This window comes from Lonsdalea quercina subsp. quercina (assembly GCF_000688655.1).
In the GTDB taxonomy this organism is placed as follows: Bacteria; Pseudomonadota; Gammaproteobacteria; order Enterobacterales; family Enterobacteriaceae; genus Lonsdalea; species Lonsdalea quercina.
Map to the genome: position 1 here is coordinate 297,372 of NZ_JIBO01000007.1, position 17,919 is coordinate 315,290.

Annotated in this window: 14 protein-coding genes and 1 tRNA gene; 2 read left to right on the plus strand and 13 right to left on the minus strand. The window is 56.5% G+C overall.

Going from position 1 to position 17,919, the window contains the following annotated elements; all coding sequences use genetic code 11:
- Nucleotides 1–34: 34 nt before the first annotated feature.
- On the minus strand, nt 35–2,188 hold the full coding sequence (locus RZ35_RS08840; RefSeq protein WP_026742977.1) for an ornithine decarboxylase: 2,154 nt from the start codon (nt 2,186–2,188) through the stop codon (nt 35–37).
- A 605-nt stretch (nt 2,189–2,793) separates the two neighbouring features.
- On the opposite strand from RZ35_RS08840, the gene RZ35_RS08845 reads away from it, so the two are divergent.
- Nucleotides 2,794–2,869 (plus strand) — tRNA-Phe (locus RZ35_RS08845).
- Nucleotides 2,870–3,251: 382 nt separating this feature from the next.
- Nucleotides 3,252–4,514: a tyrosine-type recombinase/integrase gene (locus tag RZ35_RS08850; protein WP_074727837.1), complete on the plus strand. Its 1,263-nt coding sequence runs from the start codon at nt 3,252–3,254 to the stop codon at nt 4,512–4,514.
- A gap of 109 nt (nt 4,515–4,623) precedes the next feature.
- On the opposite strand, the gene RZ35_RS08855 is transcribed toward RZ35_RS08850, so the two are convergent.
- The 12 genes from RZ35_RS08855 to RZ35_RS17950 all read right to left on the minus strand — a co-directional run.
- Nucleotides 4,624–5,160: a hypothetical protein gene (locus tag RZ35_RS08855; protein WP_026742979.1), complete on the minus strand. Its 537-nt coding sequence runs from the start codon at nt 5,158–5,160 to the stop codon at nt 4,624–4,626.
- Between the two features lie 44 nt (nt 5,161–5,204).
- Nucleotides 5,205–6,587 (minus strand): VasL domain-containing protein, encoded by a 1,383-nt coding sequence (locus RZ35_RS08860; RefSeq protein ID WP_455709704.1) that lies wholly within the window; start codon nt 6,585–6,587, stop codon nt 5,205–5,207.
- A gap of 47 nt (nt 6,588–6,634) precedes the next feature.
- Nucleotides 6,635–7,105, minus strand: a complete 471-nt coding sequence (locus tag RZ35_RS08865; protein ID WP_026742981.1) for a hypothetical protein — start codon at nt 7,103–7,105, stop codon at nt 6,635–6,637.
- A 38-nt stretch (nt 7,106–7,143) separates the two neighbouring features.
- Nucleotides 7,144–7,599: a type VI secretion system baseplate subunit TssE gene (tssE, locus tag RZ35_RS08870; protein ID WP_026742982.1), complete on the minus strand. Its 456-nt coding sequence runs from the start codon at nt 7,597–7,599 to the stop codon at nt 7,144–7,146.
- The gene (gene tssJ / locus RZ35_RS08875; protein ID WP_026742983.1) at nt 7,599–8,144 is read right to left on the minus strand and encodes a type VI secretion system lipoprotein TssJ; all 546 of its coding nucleotides are present in this window, start codon (nt 8,142–8,144) and stop codon (nt 7,599–7,601) included. Before tssJ ends, tssE begins: the two co-directional genes overlap by 1 nt.
- Nucleotides 8,122–9,207, minus strand: a complete 1,086-nt coding sequence (tssG, locus tag RZ35_RS08880) for a type VI secretion system baseplate subunit TssG (protein WP_026742984.1) — start codon at nt 9,205–9,207, stop codon at nt 8,122–8,124. The genes tssJ and tssG overlap by 23 nt, the downstream gene beginning before the upstream one ends.
- The gene (tssF, locus tag RZ35_RS08885) at nt 9,171–10,925 is read right to left on the minus strand and encodes a type VI secretion system baseplate subunit TssF (RefSeq protein WP_026742985.1); all 1,755 of its coding nucleotides are present in this window, start codon (nt 10,923–10,925) and stop codon (nt 9,171–9,173) included. Before tssF ends, tssG begins: the two co-directional genes overlap by 37 nt.
- A 42-nt stretch (nt 10,926–10,967) precedes the next feature.
- Nucleotides 10,968–12,569 (minus strand): type VI secretion system protein TssA, encoded by a 1,602-nt coding sequence (tssA, locus tag RZ35_RS08890; RefSeq protein WP_026742986.1) that lies wholly within the window; start codon nt 12,567–12,569, stop codon nt 10,968–10,970.
- Complete coding sequence (locus tag RZ35_RS08895) at nt 12,569–15,988, minus strand: ImcF-related family protein (RefSeq protein ID WP_026742987.1); 3,420 nt, start codon at nt 15,986–15,988, stop codon at nt 12,569–12,571. Before RZ35_RS08895 ends, tssA begins: the two co-directional genes overlap by 1 nt.
- A 5-nt stretch (nt 15,989–15,993) precedes the next feature.
- Nucleotides 15,994–17,424 (minus strand): hypothetical protein, encoded by a 1,431-nt coding sequence (locus RZ35_RS08900; protein WP_026742988.1) that lies wholly within the window; start codon nt 17,422–17,424, stop codon nt 15,994–15,996.
- Nucleotides 17,424–17,687, minus strand: a complete 264-nt coding sequence (locus tag RZ35_RS08905) for a PAAR domain-containing protein (protein WP_026742989.1) — start codon at nt 17,685–17,687, stop codon at nt 17,424–17,426. The genes RZ35_RS08900 and RZ35_RS08905 overlap by 1 nt, the downstream gene beginning before the upstream one ends.
- Nucleotides 17,688–17,733: 46 nt before the next feature.
- Nucleotides 17,734–17,919, minus strand: a 186-nt coding sequence (locus tag RZ35_RS17950) for a hypothetical protein (protein WP_026742990.1), incomplete at its 5' end; no start/stop codon positions are given.

The window sequence follows — 17,919 nt, forward strand, 5'->3', positions numbered from 1 at the left end:
ATTACCGGGGCTTTCGCCCCGGTATGTCCGGTTCCTAATCCGACACCACATGCGCGTATAGCCGTTTCCGCCCATCTTCTTCCGCGACGACGTATACGCCCTGTAGCTCCGGCGCAAAGCCCGGCATCAGGTTCAGACCAGCTTCCAGCGCCAGAAAATAACGCAGCACCGCCCCGCCCCACACTTCTCCCGGCACCACGCATAGCACGCCCGGCGGATAAGGCAGCGCCCCCTCGGCCGCAACACGCCCTTCGGCCTCGTCCAGCGCAATCAGTTCGATATCGCCCCGGATAAAGCAACTGTGCGCTTCTTGCGGCAACATGACTGCCGCCGGGAACTCCGCCTGGCGGAACATCGCTTTCTGCAGGCGCTTCACGTCATGACGCGCGTAAAAATCATGCATTTCCTGGCATAGCCTCCGCAGCGTGTAACCTTCATAGCGCTGATGATGCTTCTGAAACAGGCTCGGCAGAACGTCGCTCAACGGAGCGTTTTGCTCAATCAACTGCTCGAAGCGCACCAGCGCCTGCACTAAATGATGCATCTTGCGGCTATCTTCCGCCGGGGTCAGTAGGAACAGTATCGTATTCAGATCGCATTTTTCCGGAATGATGCCGTGTTCGCGCAGATAGTTGGCCAGAATCGTGGCCGGTATGCCGAACGGTGTGTACTCACCGGTTTCCGCATCAATACCGGGTGTCGTCAGCAGCAGCTTACAAGGGTCGACAAAATACTGATCCTGCGCGTATCCCTCAAAGGCATGCCAGCGCTCTCCCGGTTCAAAAAGGAAGAAGCGGACGTCCTGCGCCATCGCCTCTGTGTCGTGACCCTGCCAGGGTGTGCCGCTCACCGATGTCGGGACAAAAGGCGCGATCATGGAACACCGTTCAAGCAACTGCTTTCGGGTTTCAATGCCCAGCTTCACGCACTCCTGCCACAGGCGGCGACCGCTGGTGCCTTCGTGCATCTTGGCGTTGACATCCAGCGCGGCGAAGAGTGGATAGAACGGACTTGTCGAGGCATGCAGCATAAAGGCATTGTTGAGCCGCTTATGGTTGCAGAAACGCTTCTGCCCCTTGATGTGGGCGTCTTTCTTGTGGATCTGTGACGTTTGGGAAAAACCGGCCTGTTGTTTATGCACCGACTGCGTCACAAATATCCCCGGATCGTTTTCATTGAGTTCGAGCATAAGCGGCGAGCACTGCTCCATCATCGGAATAAACTGTTCGTAACCGACCCAGGCGGAATCAAACAAAATGTAGTCACACAGATGACCGATGCTGTCGACCACCTGACGCGCGTTATAGATGGTGCCGTCATAGGTGCCAAGCTGGATCACCGCCAGACGGAATGGCCTTGCCTCCTCGGCGCGCTCAGGGGCAACCGCCCTGACCTGCTCACGCAGGTAAGCCTCGTCAAAGCAGTGGGCGTCGATGCCGCCAATCAGACCAAACGGGTTTCGCGCCGTTTCGAGATACACCGGCGTCGCGCCCGCCTGAATCAGCGCACCGTGATGATTGGACTTGTGATTGTTACGGTCGAACAGTACCAGATCGCCCCGCGTCAGTAGTGCATTGGTGACGACTTTGTTCGCCGCGGAGGTGCCGTTCAGCACAAAGTAAGTTTTGTCCGCATTAAAGACTTTGGCTGCGAATTTCTGGGCCTCTTTCGCGGCCCCTTCGTGGATCAACAGGTCGCCCAGCGTCACATCCGCATTGCAGATATCCGATCGAAACAGGGTCTCGCCATAAAACTCATAGAACTGACGCCCGGCGGGATGCTTACGGAAGAATTGCCCCCCCTGATGCCCAGGGCAGGCAAAGGTCGTCGTGCCCATTTCGACATACTGGGTCAACGTGTCGAAAAACGGCGGCAACAGCGCATCTTCATACGCCCGGGCCGCCTCCTCCAGCAGAACGGCATGCCCACCTGCTTCGTCCAATGTCAGCCACTCACTATCTGAGGGCAGCATTTCGATACTGCCCTCTTCCGACATGCGCAGCACAAAGGCCGGGATAGAAAACCCCGTGTGATGTAACACTGACAAAATACCGCTGTGAGCTTCCTCAACGGATACCACTACCGCAGCGATATCCGTAAAGTCGGTCTGACTCAGGGCCACTACCGGTCGTTCAGTGATTAAACGGGCGGCAACCGCTGAATTGGCCGCAATTTTCAACTGTTTCATGTAACAAACCCAAACGATCAAGGATGAGTAGATGTGTCCGAAAGACACAGCGCAGGGATGACGTGCCAAACCGTTGCCGGTCGTGTTTCCCCAGCCAATACCATTTAGTGTATGACTCATGCGAAAACCTGCCGAAACAAAGGGGAAATTGGCCCGTTCTATCCGATAGACATCAGTAAAATCAGAGGGATAACTCTATTCTTAATCATGCCTAACAGTGAGCGTCGGCACGCCTCACCGCATGGTGAAGGGAGATAAACTGGAAAAAGAGAATGCTACAGCAGTGTGACCGGAGTCCCGGGACGTCATCAAAGTCGTGGCGCGCAGCGTCTGCACCAGAAGCATTGAGTCCGACATATCAACGACCCTCGATAATCACAGATGAAAGGAAAGTCAAAAACCGCGCAATAGTCGCACTATTTTTTATCCAATTCAAGAAAGCCACGGCCGCCTAAGCCGGGAAATCTAAAATAGCCCTCCCCCCATCTGGCTAGCAGTACTTCTACATGGGAGATCACGACATTGTTTGAAAATAGAGCAAGCAGGCGGCGTAAGGCAGAAACCCGTTGACGGCTCCGGTGATATACGGTTTAATGCGCCCCGTTGCCCGGATAGCTCAGTCGGTAGAGCAGAGGATTGAAAATCCTCGTGTCCTTGGTTCGATTCCGAGTCCGGGCACCACTTATTAAAGAAACCAGCCTGATGGCTGGTTTTTTGCTTTCAGAGATACGGACTCTCCATCGAACTTCGTTCGATTATTCACCGCAAGCGGCTCACCCCTTTGGGGCCAGCGCGTAAACCGCGCTGTTCAACGCCTACGGCGTAGTCCGAGTCCGAGTCCGAGTCCGAGTCCGAGTCCGAGTCCGAGTCCGAGTCCGAGTCCGAGTCCGAGTCCGGCACCACCTTTCCTTTTTTATTCCTCCTTATCAATCCCTATATTTATGTGATTCAATAAGTTGGCGTGAAAATCTTTCCCGATGCGTTTTGATTTATCCCTTCGTATCGGGGAATTTGTGGGTCAGATTGCGGGTCATTCAGTTCGATGAACGGGAGTGACCCTCATGTGTTAACTGACAGCAAAGTCCGATCCGCGAAACCTCTCGCAAAATCTTACAAGCTCACTGACTCGCAAGGCCTGTACCTCACGGTATCCACCAGCGGCGCTAAGTTATGGTATTTCCGTTATCGCTTCGCCGGTAAAGAAAACCGTCTAGCCTTTGGCCCCTATCCCCAGACTACGCTGGCGGAAGCCCGCGAAAAGCGCAATGCCGCGCGTAAGCTGCTGGCGTCCGGACTCTGCCCTTCTCAGCTTCGTAAATCGAACAACCCCGCCGTTGAGGAATCCCGTACCTTTCAGTATGTCGCTCTGGCATGGCACACCAGCAGTCTTAAACTCTGGTCGGAAGCCCATGCCGATAAAATTCTCACCTGCCTGAAACGCTACGTTTTCCCTGCCATTGGCGCAATAGATATCGCTCAGGTTGAAACCCGCCATCTGGCGCAGCTTATGAAGGCGATTGACGATAGAGGCGTGCATGACGTCGCCGGACGGGTGCGGCAGCATCTGACCAAAATCATGCGCCACGCCGTACAGCAAGGTGTCATCAAATACAATCCAGCTTACGATTTGGACGGAGTCGTGACCCCGGTAGCGACCCAACATCACCCCGCCCTGCCGCTGAAACGCCTGCCAGAGCTGCTTGAGAAGATTCGTAATTACAAAGGCAGGGAACTGACCCGTCTGGCGCTGGAGCTGAATCTGCATGTCTTTCTGCGCTCCAGCGAGTTACGGCTTGCCCGTTGGGACGAGTTCAACCTGAAAGCCCATATCTGGACCGTACCTGCCCAGCGTGAGGCAGTAAAAGGTGTGAGGTTCTCAGAGCGTGGCGCAAAGATGAAGGATGAACACCTGGCGCCGCTGTCACGACAGGCGGTTGCCCTGCTGAAACAAATTCAGGCGATTTCTGGCGAGTCAGTATTCGTTTTTCCAGGCGCTCGCACGCTGAACAAGCCAATGAGTGAAAACACCATCAACAAGGCGCTGCGCGTGATTGGCTATGACACCAAGACAGAAATTTGCGGCCACGGCTTCAGGACTATGGCCTGTAGCGCCCTGAATGAGTCCGGATGCTGGTCAAAGGATGCCATTGAGCGGCTGATGAGTCACAAAGAACGCAACGGCGTGCGGGCTGCTTACGTGCATAAAGCGGAGCATCTGGAAGCCCGAATCGAAATGATGCAGTGGTGGTCGGATTATCTGGACGTAAACCGAGAAGGATATGTCGCGCCGTATATTTATGCTCGAAGTTACAAAAGAGAAGATTGATTGCGGCTAACGCGCTGCGCTTGTTGGCTCCGGACGGGCTTTCTATGTGGTAGAAAACCCGGTCAGGAGCGTTGTCGTAAAACCATTCGTGCATTCGGCCAAGCGTTCCTTACATGTTAGGGTTTGCTATATCACTGACTCCCCCCCGTTCAGCCTTTTGGTTCAATACTGCGCGGGTCTGGAGTTCCTTACGCAGAACACACTTTATCCACGTTGACCGGCGCACATATTGCCGATAAGCGCCCCCCTGGTACTCAACACCCGGCTCACAGGCCTTTGATTTTGCCGCATCTGCCGTTCTGCTAGGCAGACGTTCTGCGGCCTTTTGGCCTTCTGACGGATAATAGTCTTTCAGAATATCGCACTCTTTCTGACTCCAGCGTGAGGGCCGTTTTATACCCAGTTTATCGGCCTTTGCAAGAATGGTTCCCCGCGTTCGGCCCGGCAGCAGCGCCATGACATCCTGCATGGGCATACCGGCAGCGTAATGCACGTAAATCACCGCTTTTTCCTCTTCAGTCCAGAGCTCTGCCTTCCTTCTGGTGACGCCTGTCTTGCAGGCTGAGCATGCCACAGATGAAGCGGGCCGGCCTGGGCTGACGCCAATGTCTGCCGCGGTCCGCGGTCGCGTAGTGATTTTCCACATAACGCATTTCCTGCAAAGTCCAGCGCGACCGGCGATTTCGGCACTCAGCGGGATTTTTCATCTGTCTCTCTGCCCAGCAGGGCATAACGCGCCAGTAATTGCTTCAGGTGCAACGCAGTCTGCGAACGCAACGCGGCCGGGGCAGGCTGGTCTGNCGGTTGCTGCGCCATCTGGCGCAGTTGCTCTTCGACCGGTACCGTCTGGTTAAATGCCTGGGTTATCGTAAACACTTGCGATTTCAGTTCGCTAACCGTCATGTATTTTCCCCTCTGACCATCCAGCTGGTTCAGCCTGTCTGTCAGCCGTTGCAGCTGCGCCATGCCTTGCTGCCAGCCACCTAGACTGTCCGGCGGCGTCGCAGAGGCAACCAGTTGCTGTTGCCACTGCCGCGAGACAGCGTCAGCTACCTCGGTGTCAGGCCACAACACCCGCACCTGCCGAACCAGCGCGGTCCCGTGTGCCAGTGGCCAGTCTGGTGGCATCGCAGCCAGCTGTTCCAGTTGCTGCTGTGTCTGTTTTACCCACTCAGTGTGCTCTTTCAGCCATGGCGGGTTCGTTCGCTGCAGCGAACGCAGGGCCTCCTCCGGCAACGGAGCCGGCGGGAGGGCCACTGACGCCATCAGCGCGTCCTGCTGCGGATTACTAGTCAGAGCGGCATGCCCCCACCACAATAAACCGCCCATCAGCAACGTGGTCAACATGCCGGACACAAAGGGTTTCCAGGGTTTTACGCCCCAGGCAGGTGCCACGCTGACCCGGGGCGCTGACGCAGGCTGCACCACATACACCCACGGAGACGACATTTTCCCGGTGTCTTCCCGGGATACTGCCGCCTTCGGTGTCACAAAGACAGGTGATGTCGTGAGGTTCCCGGTATCGCCGCTATTGTTTTCCAGGCGAACAGCCACGGTGTGAAGCTGCTGACGCAGGTCGTCCGTGCCCGTCTGATGCTTCAGTTCCAGACGCTGCAAGGCTTCAGTGATGGCGGTAAGATGTTTTTCAGCCTGATACAGTGCGCCTAAATCGGTGTAACCCCACGTCTGCGTACGCCCGAATTGCTGCAGACGCTGNCTCAACCCCGCCAGTATGTCGATACGCGCATGGACCGGCCGCGGCCAGAGATTTCCCCACTGCCGGGTGACCAGTGCCTCCAGAATGGACAGCCCCTCATTCAGCCCGGGCAATCCCGCCATGTGGGTACGCGCCAGTGTGTACCCGGCAGCCGTCTGAAGTTCGACGCCGTTATGTTCAAACAGACTGAGGCAGCATTTTTCCACCTGTCGCCAGTCGATATCCGGGCGCGCCGGATGCGTCAGTTTGCTCAGCTCATCGCGCAGCGCGGTGAAATCAGGGAACGATCGGGGATCCCCTCCCGTACGGATATATCGTGGTTCAGTGCTTTGCATTGCGGCGTTATCTCCGAACATGCAGGTAAAAAAAAGGGCCCGGCTCCTGATAACAACCCCATTGCCGGTTAAGGCAGCAAGGGGGCAATCACCGTGAAGAAAGCCTCCTCATCGAACGCCACTCGCTGCCCGCCTGGGTTGTGGGCAGGTGTGTACGTCCAGCTCTGACTTTCGGCCGAACGCATAAACAACCGGCACAGAGCAGATGCCGGTTCACCGGCGGCAAGGGTCACGTCCACACACCCTGTCACGCCCTGCCCGTATAAAAACACCGGCGTGAATTTCACCACCCGGTTTTCATAATGAAGTTCAAAGCAGGGAACCGTGAATGCGCGGTTGCTGATGAGCATTTCGGTCAGGGCGCAGTGACGGGTAATGAGCCGTATCCCGGTTTCCGCAAGCCAGGTTTCGGTGTTTTCCTGGAGTGCGCCGAGACGCTGACAAAACGTAGCCAGGTCGGCCTGGCCTTTACTTGCGTATGTGTCTGTGCGCGGCTGGTTATCCTGAAGCTTTTGCAGAAATTGTGCTTTTGCTGACATAGATAGTGTTCTGACCTAAAACAGAGGATTGTGTCGAACTACATCCGGGCCTGGCGACCAAGAAAGNTTTGCTGTTTCATATGGCGTATGAGCACACGGCCTTCGGGCATAAATTCTGTACCATAGCGCACAAGGCCCACGCCTTTCAGTTCAGCATCAATGGCATAGCGCAACTCGCCCGGTTGCGTCTGTTCAAGCAGGACAACGTTAATACTTTTCAAACGTGGCTCATATTTGAGCAGGACGGCAGACAACGNGCCCATCAGTTCATGAGCCGTTCCCGGCATGCCCTGCAGTATTTTTGTCATATCGGGCAAACCATAGTCCGGCAGATGCGCCAGCGTTCCCGCACGGCAGTTAAGAATGCGCTGCATATTATCCAGTACAGAGAGGATGACCTGATTTCCTTCACTGACCTGGTTGAGACCAAGGCCACCGGTAAAATGACCGGTGAGCATTTCATACAGCGAAGGTGTGTTGTGTTCCTGGGGCATCATTCGTCCTTGAGCGGTTGCAGCGTCAGATGGTTATTACCCGCTTCCAGAATGCGCGGCTTATCCGGATCAAGGTCTTCGCGCTGAATTACATACTTCCAGGTGTTGTTGACCATATCCGGGTGACGGAATAGCCCCACTACGGCCACAAACTGCGCACCTGCTTCCATTGGCATGTCGAGGCTCACATCTCCGCCCGGCTTCACCACCACATCACGGCTCGCCAGCAGGTCAGCTTTCAAAATNGTCTCCCCATCTTTCAGCAGCTGCTGGTAGACCGCTTTGTCGAAAGTTTTGCGGCCTTTCAGCTGGTAGACACGGACCACCACCGATTCGGACAGCGAATTACTCTCGCGCGAATCGGTATTCAGCGCTTCACGGGCGGTGAAATCCAGGTGCAGTAGCTTAATCTTTTTGTAGAACATGGCGTTAAATGCTGATTTGGTGCCATCAGTGATGCCCTGCGTCACCCCACAGCCCGCCAGACCGAATGCCAGCAGCGGTAACAGCCAGCGCGAAGTTTTAGTTAAATTTGTACGTAACACGTCGGTTTCCTTGTTGTGGTGTCGCAGGCTCCAGCCCGGCGTAGTAACCCAGTTCGGTCGTAAAGGTCTGCGGGATATCCTCCAGGAGGTCTTCGCCTTCCGCGCCCAGCACGCCATTCATGCCGAGCCAGAAGGGACCTTCGCCGAGCGGCGGAGCGGCCAGCAGACGGGTGGCGGTGGTCAGGGTAATTTTGGCCTTGAATCGCCAGCCGAAGTACACCCGCAGCATCACCAGAAAGTCTTGGTACAGCAGGCCATCCGGCTTCCAGCTCTGTGATTCCTGTTCGTTTTCGGTGTACAGGGCAATCAGTAACTGGCTGTTGGCATCCATTGCTTCGTCACCCAGCGGCGTATTACCGTCCAGCAGAAAATCGTCATCGCCGTAAAAGCCCAGCGGCTCACTGACCTCCACCGGACGCAGACAGTAAGGGCTGACCTTCACAATGGTATCCGGGGCCAGCAGGGTCACCAGCGCCTGCATCCCCTCCTGGGTTTTACCGGGCTGCTGCAGCACGCCCAACAGCGACAGAAAGCGCGACACCGGGGTAGCGATATGCTCTGCGGTGCCCGGTATGCCCAGCCCCACCAGGCCCAGAAGCGACTGCGAAATGCTGTCGGTACCGCCGGGCTCAAACGTGGCCGGGTACGAGTATTTACGCCAGATGCGATAAAACTGCGTCAGGATGCGATGACTGAAGATGTCCAGAAAACCCTGCAGCGTCTCATGCCCTTCCCGGCGCTGGGTGATATCGTCGAGATAGGCGGTTGGCAGCGGCGAATCAACGCCGTACATCCCCATAAACGTGGCGCGAATGAGCGGTGGTTTACTGTCATCCTCTTCGTCATACTCAACGGCTTTGAGTTCGCTCGCCGGAAAGCCCATCCCAGGATGCGGTGCAAAGCGCACCGGGTCGTCTCCGGGATGACTGGTCGAGCCCATCAGCGGCCGGTCCGGATTACGTTTCTCCAGCAGCTGGCATAAGCGGTAAAAATTAATGCGGTGAAGGTCGGCTTCCAGCCGCGGGGTCAGCCGGGAATGCGGCGGTTGTGCTTCTCTTCCCATTCCAGGCGTTCTCCGGTCGGTTGCAGGATGATTATCAGGCGGTTAAACAGATAGATATCGGTGTACAGCGCAAAGAAGCGGCTCAGCATCTCGCCGAACAGACAGATATCGCCGCGCCCGGCAAAGCCGTGACTGTCCAGCGTCACCTCAATCTGCACCCCGCGCACCAGATACCCTTGCTCAAAGCGTTCCGTTTCACTGTGCCTCACATCGATAATCGCTTCCAGACGACGGCGGTTCATCTCGCTGTCAGTCCACTCGTACAGCGCCAGAGNGCCGCGCAGCACGTCGGCATTATCCATCATCGACAGGAAGCCGCTGCCGAGATGGCTCAGCACACGCCAGTGAAAGCGGTCCTGCGCCGGTGGATAACAGGGCAGCGTCGGTGCGCACAGATTGCGCACGACAATACTGGCTGAGGTCGTTTTCATCACCGTATCCAGCACCGTGCTTTGTAGCGCGCGGCGTGGCAGCTGGCCGTTGGTGCCGGTGAGCGTCAGGGAGAGGCTTTCGTCTTCCGGTACGGTGTGGTTATCAAAGGCTTCACCGCCGAGGATAAGCCAGGTGTTATGCAGCCCGGACGGGCCGCGGCGCACGCGGGTGTGGTAGTAATACTCCGGGGCTTCATGACGCATCATCCCCCCCTTGTGGCGGAAGCTTGAGAATGGCACGTAGGTATGCTGGCTCGATGACATCACCGAATCGACCGCGTAAATCTCAGTATGACCATCCTGCACGCGCATTGGGCGCAGCATGTATTCGGTCTGCAACGAGTTGAGCGTCAGCGGGTCAGATTCCAGCGGGAACAGGTTAATCACCGGCACACAGTTCAGGCGCAGGTGTTTTTCGGTGAAGTTAAAGTCATGCTCCCAGCGTTCTGCCAGCACCACGTCGATTTCAAACCAGGGAAGCTCGGCCGGGAAGGCTACTGTCTCCAGCCCACGGAATCCGGTGAACATGAATTTTTCGCGGAAGGTGAAGTATTCCAGCAGCAACTGGTAGCCGCTGAAACTGCTGTCACCCTTCGGCCAGAGAGCGTCATCATCGCCAAACCCCAGCGCGGTGAAATACCCGTCGAGCGGTCTTCTGTCCATGTCACCCGGCATCCGCAACCAGAGGCGCGCCGTGTTCATGGTAAAAGCTTCATGCATCGCGCAGGCCAGCGGTGCATCGGCATTAAAGTAGAACGGGATCTGGCTGAGATCGACACGGCTCCAGTCGGCAAGATGACTGCAGTTAAAGCGCAGGCTGATGACCGAACGCCCGTCAGGGTCAGTCGACAGGCGGGCATGCTCCAGCGACAACGGCTGAAGGGTGATTTCTTTGGTAGTGGTGTAGCGGCAACGCGTGCCCTTTTCACCGATCGGCCGAGAGTTCACCTCGAAACCTTTGACAATGCGCATCTGCTCTTTCATTTCGCGCCAGTCGGGGGTGAACTCCACCACCGACATTGACGGAATGGTGCGCAGGTAATGTGGCCACAGCAGGCTGACCAGCCCTTCGGTCAGTTCAGGCAGGTCATCATCGAGCTTTTCACGCAACCGTCCCATCAGGAAGGCAAAGCCCTCGAACAGGCGCTCTACGTACGGATCGCGCGCGCCCGCTTTATCGAGGTTGAGCATTGCCGCCTGCTCGGGGTGAGCACGGGCAAACTCTTCGCCGGCTTCCAGCAGGTAGCGCATTTCGGCGTCATAATAACGCAGGGTTAAATCGTCCATAAAAACCTGAATATGTGTGTTTTAAAGGTATGCCATATCTTCTTACCCGCAAAGCACCGCACTGCTGGCCGGATCGAGGGCAATCAGACCCGCCAAAAGCTGGTCCATCTCCGGCTGTAACCGAGATTTATCGATTTCACTGCGTGTGGCTTTCATACGCAGCAGTCTGAGGCGACGCGATTTCACTTCAAACAACAGTGCTGGTGTCCACTGCGTGAGGGTGATTGACTGTGCGGCACTGTCGAGCTCGCCCAGCAGATGCAGGGCCAGTTCATTCTTGCCCTTCTGCTCGGCCACACGGGCCATCAACAGACGCAGCAGCCATTTGTCTTTTGTGGTGTCAGTGCCCGGGCGAGTCTGCAGCCAGTGAAGTGTGGAATCCAGACCGTCAGTGTCCGCTTTCTCCAGCGCTTCCGGCTCGAGGGCCAGGATATCGTTACCCGTCTCACCAGCGGCACTGGCCGGCTCATCACGCCAGCCGGACATATCGTCCAGCACGCTCTGATTTATCCAGTTCAGTGTGACCTCATCGGCAAACGGCGTACCGTCGTTAAAGGCCAGGGTTTCAAGCCCGGTAAGGCGGCGCAGCAGCCCTTTCAGGTCGGCGGTGATGATGTCAGCCAGCACATCCTGCCCCGACTTAATCAGGGCCTGGTGGATATACCACTGCAAATCCAGCCAGAGGTGATTGGCGCCACGCGAGAAGGTGCTGTCCGCTTGCTCCAGTATCTCCAGCCAGCTCTGCTGCAGGTACAGGCGTTTGAGCATGGCCCGCTGGTCAGCCCGCGGCGGTTCGATGCGCGTTTTCCCTTCAGCATCCGGTGCCGGGATAGCGCTCAGCGTGTCATGACGTAGGCTTTTCATCAGCCGGTGTGCTGCCAGCCAGCCATCGGGTTGCTCACGCAGATACCCGGTCAGTGTACGGGCCTGGGCCAGCAAATCCTGACCGGAGGTAATGCGGCTCAGAACTGGCGCGTCGGACTCGATTGTATGCGTGGATGTCTGTGACTGAGCCTTATTACCTGCGTTCTGCGGTACCACGGCATCCACACCACCGGCCTTCATCAGGCGAGATTCCAGCGCGCTGTATAGGGCATTCAGCTCTGGCCGTGACGCTTCCGGCTCTGTCTCAAGACTGTCGCGAATAAGCAGCAGCGCCCCGGCGGTACGCTGCGCATCCTCGCGTACGACCTCCGGGTACAGTGACAGACTGTCCAGGACACGGGTACCGGCGAGCCATTCCAGCGCGGCCTTGCGGCTGCGGTCCCGCTGCGGGTGAAGCTGCATGCCATAGCGCTGAAGTAATCCCGCCAGCAGTTCAAGCCCTTCGGCAAAGCCGGCTTCGCCGTCATGGTGCAGACGCGCCCAGCAGTAGTAGGTAGCAATCCGGATATCTTTGGCGGTAGTGGTCAGCAGCTTTTCGGCAAGTGTGCAAATCAGCCCGGTATCAATCCCGGAGAGTTTATTGACCTCCTCGCGGATGCGCTGAAAATCATCGTCATAGCCGGGGTCTTCTCCGGTCGGACTCGCTTCAATGACCGGGGCAAGCCAGGGCTGCCAGTTTTCGGTGCGGGACTGCGCCTGTTCTCTGAGCAGGGTTTCATCCGCCTGACAGGCGGCAACCAGATTGTGCAAAGTGCTCATTATTCGACTCCGTCCATGTCACTGTTTCCGGTGTTAGCCATCAGCGCCTGCGCGGTGGCCGCGCTGTCGACACTGAATATCTGCTCCGGCAGCGTGAACCCACGCAGCGCCAGCAGCGCCAGCGGACCTTTTCCGAGTTGTGAGCGCAGTACCCACTGCAGGGTTCGACCATCCGGCGTGGTGAAATTCATCATCCACTGGCTGCGGTCAAGCTGCTGACGCTTACTCAGGTCCAGCCAGCGAATAAAACCCCAGGTCCCACTGTAATCCCCGAACAGACGCGCACCGGCGTTGACTGAGGTCCAGGTCAGCATGGTCCCAGGCTTGTAAGTGTCTCCCGGCCAGCGGAAGCTCTGCCAGTCGGCCATCTGGTTGAAGTAGTGCAGTTTTTGTCCATCTATTGTTAGTTGAGTCTCCACCACCTGCGGTACCGGGCGCGCCTGAAGCTCGAAGCTGATGCCCTGACTGCCGTCGGTAAACAGGATGTCCGACAACTCGCTCAACTGATTAATCGCCCGCAGGAAGGCCGGGTTAAAGGTCAGCCCTTGGCTGTTGACCTTATCGGGTACCCACTGGCTGCCCTCTTTGTGAAGCACACCGCTGAGTTCAGTAGTCAGAAAGCGTTCAATACGCCCGCTGTCCTTACGCACAAATTCAGCCAGCATCGGCAAAGAGGCATCACTTTTACTCACAGCGAACGGGAAGCGCCCGTCAAAGGCCGTGTGCCAGTTCGCCACCACGGAGCGGCTCCNCTTGTCATTCAGGCTGGCCGCCGACGGCTGAAGCACGGTCACCCAGGCCTGGGTCAGCGGCTGCACAAACATCGTGCTGCCAAACCCGCTCCACTCTTCGCCGAGGCTTGCCGAAATCAGACTCCCGTACTGCTGAGTATCCGTGAGGTCCACGCTTTTTCCCTGGAATACGGTCTGCGCCAGGGTCTGCATCATCTCCTGCGGATCAGAGGCGCTGGCCACCTGTTGCAGGCGCAGACGCACGCGAGTGATGCGGGTCAGATACGTCTGCAGGCTCAGGGAGTTGTCAGCCGCCATGACGTTGCTGCCTTTGTTTTTACCCAGAAGCTGAAGCAGTGGGCCAAAGGTTTCATCGAGCGGCCCCTGCGGACCTGACGCAGACTGGTCAATCGCAGGNTTGTCTTTTCCGCCTACGAGGNCTTTAGCCGATTTGATGATGGAATCCGAAAGACCTTCGCTTTTCTGGCCGGTCTGCCCCTGCCAGGCGAGAGTGTTCATCAGGGCAATCAGCGGCGACTGGCGGACATCGCTCATCAGCGTCAGCTGGTCGGTGACGTCCGCAATATTGTTCGCCGGATTAAGCCGCAGGCTGTTGAGGAAGCTCAGCCAGCTGCCGGCAAAGTCAGTGAAGTAACGTTGTGTCAGACGCGCTTTCAGGGCTTCCGGCGACAGGTCTGAGGAGACGGCTCTCCGGCTGTCGCTCAGCACCCAGTCGATTTCATCCCGGCGGGAATTTGCCGCCTTTTCGATAGCCTGCTGAATGCCCCCTTCCCACGCCTGGCGGGTAAACATGCCCGGCACCACTTCATCCGTGATGAACAGTCGACGGGCATCGGTACCGCTGGTCATGTCTTCCAGAGAAACATCGGCGAAGTTACGGCGTACGGATTTGAGCATGTTTTCATACAGGGTGCTTTCCGCATTGCGGCGACCAATCTGCTGCAACAGCACCTGGCGGCTCTGGCTCACCAGCTGCGCATCCGGGGTGATTTTCCACTGTGGCTGCTTTGGCAGTTCGGTGATGTAGAAGGCCCACAAATCCGGCGACAGGCTTTGCCACAGGCCGGGTGAGATGCCCATCCGCGTCGGCTGCACGGTTTTCAGGGTCTGCGCGTAATACGCGCCGTCGGCTTTATCCGGACGGGCCATCATCAGCCAGGCTTTCAGCTGGTCATAACCCGGTTTTGCCAGCTGTGCCCGCTGGTCGCTGTTGGGGGCAGAGTTTGCCAAAGCATTTAGTTTCTGTGTCAGCGCCTGATTCGCCGGGTCGCGTATCAGGCGATTGTTCGCCACGCCGTACCAGGGCAGCATTGCGTCGAGCAGCTGCTGGTTATGGTTCAGACCGAAACGCTGATACCAGGGCGCCCCATCCTGAATACGGTGCTGCAGGCGACCGGCATCATTACGCAGCGTATGCAGGGCGGTCAGCTGGTAATCCGATACGGAAGGATGCTCCACCAGTGCATGAGCCTGCTGCGCCACAGAGACTATCTGCTGGCGGTTGACCGCGAACGACAGCAGCGTTCCCGCCCCCCAGACACCGACAATTGCCATCAGCGTCCAGGCAAGCGTCTGTTCCCACGCCATCCCGACACGGCGGCCACGCACGCGGGTACAGTCGTCCACGATACCCTGCCAGCTCACCGACAGGGTCAGGGCATGGCGCTGTGATTCGGGGACATACTTCTCAGCGTCGGCAGGTGCCGCACCAGCGGTACCCTCTGACATATCAGCAAATTGATTCTCCGGCAGGCTGAACATCAGGCCACGCAGCGGCACTCGCTGCTGGGAAACAGAGAGCCATGGCAGCAGTTGCTGAGCCCAGCGGGCGATACCGCCGTCTTTGAGGTGCTGGCCCAGGCGCAGCAGGAAGTCGTGGCGGTTGTTCTCGGCGACCTGGCTCACCCCCTGCGCCCGCAGGGCCGGCAGCATCAGTTCAAGCTGGCGGGTAATATCGTCTTCTTTTGCGCGCAGCGGGAAACTGGCCCCGACCGTCTGTTCAGGGCGGTTTGCCTGCGACCAGTTGCTGTCGCACAGCTGCCACAGCCAGACCGGGGCGGAATAACGCAGTAATTCGCTGATTTTTTCCAGCCCGCGTAAATCGTTGTCGCTGGTTTGTGGGGTCAGGTTAAGCGACTGTGGCATAACGCGGACAATCCCGTCCAGGGGACGCCCGCGACGCAGCTTGCGCAGCGCGGCGTATTTTTCCTTGTCCGGCTCAGTTGACAGACTGCCGCCGTAAATCAGCACGGTACGGTTGCCTTCAAGCCACTGCTGCTGTTGCAGGCCGGGAACCAGCTGTTCAATTGCGGCTTCGTCGCCGGTGATCAACAACAGGCGGGCTTTATGGCGCCAGAAGAACGAGTACCGTCTTCTGAGATGCTTGCTCAGTGCTGAAAAATCATATTGATCCGACGTTCTTTCTTCATTGTGATTGTTTTCACCATCAGGCGTAACGGGAGAGGGATTTTGTTGCCTGGACAACGTAAAAAATACCAGGGTGCATAATGTGGCGGTCAGGATGATGAAACCTGCCAGCACATACCAGAAATTATCGTCACCACTACCGGAGGGCAACTGCGTTGTCTGTGCAAAAATAAAGAGTATCATCAGCAGGACTGCCACGATGAGTAGCCCAGCTCCCAGTGGCTTTGAAACCTTTTTCATGCCGGTTATTCCTTTCCGGAGTGTCGTGCAACCCTGATAAATTCTGGGCGCTGGAGACGGGCTGTAATTCGTCTCAGCAAAATGGCCAGCCCAGGCAATGTCACTATCAGTGACAGCAGAAGAAGAGTGATCCCTGACCAGGAGAATGCAGTTGAAGGGAAATAGCGGATCATCAGGCTGTACAGCCCGGCATTAAGCAGTAATGCCATCAGAACAGCCCCTCCGGGAAAGGGTGGCTGAATAACGAAATGATCATGCCCGACTGCGGGGGCGGCGTTTCCGAGCGTCACTGCCCAGGCATCATCTTCACCTTCGAGAAGAAGCCACTGGCCGGCGGGGCCATAAGCAGCCATCTCAGCCGCAGCCCCAATCATTGCCCAGCCAGCAAGACCGCCATACCGGACACTGGCGGTGTCATAGTCAATGACACCGCCAGTGCCAATGCTGTCGTACAGAGGAACCGACAGATCATTCAGCACCCTGCTCACTGACTGCCGTGGCGCATCTGACAGTCCACTGTGCCAGACAAGGTGTTTCGTGCTGGCAGGCGTGAGGGCCATATCCCGTAATTCACCGAGTTCCGTTGCAAGCGTACGGATGTTGAGCGGCATCGCCCGGAAAATCCGTAACGCATTTTTTCCTTCACCTTGATTTAGCATCGACGGATGCACCATAAACAACGCGCTGGCAAATTCAGACAGAACATCATCGGGTAGCCGATAGTGCATCGCCAATATGAGTACGGGCCGCTTTATTGGTCCCATAAACTGATTCCAGTCATCAAAGGATGAGTCTGCGTCCTGAAAATGAATCTCAGCTTTCCAGGGAGGGAAACCTGCTGACCAGATACGATGGAATGATTGAGATTCACGGTCTTTGTCGCTACCGTTGGTCTGAACAATAATCTGGAGTGGGCCGGAAGGATATCGCCGCCGAATCGAGGGCATTATCTGAGCAATGAGATGACAAAGTAGCTGCTCAAAACGTGAAATACCGGGCGTAAGGGGGTCGTCCGGCAACAGCGTTAAAGGCGGTGTGTCCGCACTATCCCCTTCTTGTGTATGTGCAAGACGAGACAGCAATCCCGTATCTGCAGCGATGAAAACATGGCTGAGAATGACAAGATGCTGATGCGCGCGTAAGCGCCACTTCAGACGCGTGTTCCGGCACCACTCATTCCAGTTCCAGACACGGATTGCCAGCGTTTCCCAGCAGAAACTGTAGACCGCTATGGCTGCCGAAATGCCCACAAATGTCCAGGTCGTCAGTGGTAACCAGTACCCGCTACTCAGCGAAGGTAATCCTGTTGTTGGTGATTTCAACACAGCAACAACTAACCCAATGAAAAGACCCAGTACAATAATCAACAGACAGACCCAGGGCGACCAGGCCGTTGCTGGCTCTTTTTCAGGTATTTCCGGCAAAGACCATCCCATCAGCCAACCTCCACATCTTGCATACTTGCAATGACGCTCGCGCCGCACTGCGTTTTACAGTTGTGTAATACAACCCCACGCCCGTTTTCTTCATAGGCAGAAACATCACATTCAATAATATTATTTGAGCCATGCTCAGGGCATGAAACAGTATCATTCAGGAGCGCAGCATTTTTTCCGGATATTTCGAAACTGGATGAGGCTGATGTGACTTTGCCACCATGAGAGGTAGCGTCCCCTAATACGACAACATATTTACCCATATTTCATTCCTTAGGATTAAGGTATATGCATTGCAGCTACGTGCATTTATTTTTCAGGGCGCAGACGTTCCATTACATGGGATTTCTTTTCCACTGCATCACTTGCCACTTCTCTTCGAATAATCGCAGGCATGGCTGGGATCGTCAGCTTACCGGTCCAGTAATAATCATCACTTTCCAGCCAGTCAGCCTGATGGCGTAATTCAGCAAGGCTTTCTCTGTCCCAGGAATG